This window comes from Mesorhizobium sp. M2A.F.Ca.ET.039.01.1.1 (assembly GCF_003998035.1).
GTDB lineage: Bacteria > Pseudomonadota > Alphaproteobacteria > Rhizobiales > Rhizobiaceae > Mesorhizobium.
Window position 1 is genome coordinate 1 of the sequence record NZ_RZRY01000905.1, and the last position, 2,130, is coordinate 2,130.

At 60.4% G+C, this 2,130-nt stretch carries 4 protein-coding genes; 2 read left to right on the plus strand and 2 right to left on the minus strand.

Translation table 11 applies throughout. From position 1 onward, the window contains the following. Positions 1–235 (minus strand): hypothetical protein (locus EOA24_RS35360; protein WP_133374797.1); only part of this gene is annotated, 235 nt, incomplete at its 3' end. A 146-nt stretch (positions 236–381) separates the two neighbouring features. Continuing rightward, a complete protein-coding gene (locus tag EOA24_RS35365) occupies positions 382–963 on the minus strand; it encodes a YdeI/OmpD-associated family protein (RefSeq protein ID WP_126083281.1) in 582 nt (193 codons plus the stop codon). A 420-nt stretch (positions 964–1,383) separates the two neighbouring features. Between EOA24_RS35365 and EOA24_RS35375 the strand changes: the two genes are divergently transcribed. Next, positions 1,384–1,818 (plus strand): type II toxin-antitoxin system HicB family antitoxin, encoded by a 435-nt coding sequence (locus tag EOA24_RS35375; RefSeq protein WP_126083282.1) that lies wholly within the window; start codon positions 1,384–1,386, stop codon positions 1,816–1,818. 119 nt (positions 1,819–1,937) lie between these two features. Next, the coding region (locus EOA24_RS35380) for an SDR family NAD(P)-dependent oxidoreductase (RefSeq protein ID WP_245501931.1) at positions 1,938–2,130 on the plus strand (193 nt) is incomplete at its 3' end.

A 2,130-nucleotide genomic window follows, 5' to 3' on the forward strand; every position in this document is an offset into this window, starting at 1 on the left:
CACCGAAGCTGCGAAGCCGGCAGCGACCGCCGCCAAGCCGGCCAGCAATGGCCCGCACAAGAAGCATCACCGCAAGCATCACCGTCACCACGCCCGTAAGCATCATCACGTGAAGAAGCACGCGAAGCATCATGCCAAGAAGCATCCCGTGAAGAAGCACCATGTGCGCAAGCACCATGCGAAGAAGCATGCTGCGAAGAAGGCCGCGTAAGGCCAGAGGCGTTTCGAACTTCATGACCGGATGATCCCGGACCGCTTCCAAAGGGTTCAGGATCGTCGCTTCCCGAAAACGCCGCCCTCCCTTCCGGGCGGCGTTTTTTGGTTGCCTTAGTGAGGCATGATCTTCTCCGAAAACCGGCAACCACTTTTCGGGATCATGCCTTACTTCTTCTGCGGATGGATGGTGTCGCCGCGCTTCAGCATGGCCACCAGATCGGCGATCTTCTTCTTGCGCCCCGCCTCGGTCTTCATGTTGTTGGTGCGGAAGGCGAGCGCGAAGCGGTTTTGCGCCGAGAGCTTTTCCAGCATCGCTTTCGCCTTCGGCTCGGCATCGATCGCGGCCTGCATCATCTCCTTCGAGCCGGCATAGGCACGGTCCCAGCGGCCGTCGGCCTTGGCAGCCTCGACCTCGCGCAGGCCGTGCTCGGTCATGCGGCCCGCCTCGACCAGGCGCGCGACATTGTCGATGTTGATCTTGCTCCAGATGCTCTTTTTACCGCGCGGCGTGTAGCGCTGCAGGAAGCTCTTGTCGTCGAGCGACTTGCGCACCGCGTCGATCCAGCCGAAGCAGAGCACGACGTCGACCGCCTCCTTCGGCGTGATCGAGGCGAGGCCCGAGCCGACCTTGTGGATCTTGATCCAGACCTCGCTTTCAGAGGCGTGGTTGTCGGCCAGCCAGGCATGGAAGCTTTGCGCATCGGGGAATTCCCGGACCTTGTCCGGATCGACCTTGATCGGGGCCATTGTCACCTCGTTTTTCGCCGCCAGCAGTGTCGACGATTCCTCGGCGATTGTAGCGAGAGCTGGTGCCAGTTTCCGTCAACAGGCGTTAGGCTGGTCTGGCGGATTCCTCTTTTCGAATTGATGCGCTAACCCAAGACAATTTCTCCTAATTCTCCAACGACTTGAACAACCCCACACTTCTGTTGACTTCCACAGATGTGTGGAATACGCTATCTTTTATGAACGCAAGCGAATTCCGGCGCTGGCTCGCCAAGCAGGGATGCACCTTTTGAAACCCACCGCGGTGGGAGCGGTCACCTGACTGTTCGTTTTAAAGACAAGGTCTCGCAGCTGCCGATGCATGGCGGCGGCAAGGAGCTTGGAACGCGTCTGGTCGAGAAGATCAAGAAGGATCTGGGCCTGAAATAGAGGAGACCGTGTATGTGGTATGAAGTCGCTCTCACGCCCGACGACAACGATACCTGGCTGGTTACGGCGCCTCAATTCGACGAGGTGGTCTCGTATGGCGGCACAAAAGAGGAAGCCTGCCGCAATGGACGCAATGCCATCGAGGAAGCCATCGCCGCCCGAATTGCGCATGGGGATGATATCCCCTTCCCGCTCAAGGAAACCAAGGGCAAGGGATGGTTTGTGGAAGTCCCGGCGCTCGTCTTCCTGAAATCGGCTCTCTACATGGCCTTGAGGGAAAAGGGCTGGAGTCGGGCCGATCTGATGCGCGAGCTGAAATGCCAACGGGAGCATGTCGATCGGCTGTTCCGGCTCGACCACAATTCACGGCTCGACTCGCTCGAGGAGGCGTTCAAGGCGCTCGGCCATCCGCTGCGCTTTGACATGGAGTTCCACAAGGCCGCCTGACTTTGCCGGCGAGCCTGGGCGGCCGATCCATCATCGGGCCTTCCGATACCACTATCGGCTTCTTCCGTTTCCGCTTCGCGGGTTGGCCTGCCACATGACCGTCCATGCAAAGGAAAGGCATGGACATGGAAAAGATCCTGATCGTCGGCGGCAGTTCGGGCATGGGGCTGGCGCTCGCCAGGCGCTGCCTCCAGGAAGGCGCGCACGTCATCATCGCCGGGCGTGGCGAAGCGAAGCTGGATGCTGCGCGGGATGGGCTCGGCCGGCCGGGAGCGCTCGAAACGGCGGTGGTGGACGTCAGCCGCGAGGATG

Coding starts and splice junctions, on each gene's coding strand:
- EOA24_RS35365 (WP_126083281.1), bottom strand. CDS start 963: ATGGCCCCGATCAAGGTCGATCCGGACAAGGTCCGGGAATTCCCCGAT.
- EOA24_RS35375 (WP_126083282.1), top strand. CDS start 1,384: ATGTGGTATGAAGTCGCTCTCACGCCCGACGACAACGATACCTGGCTG.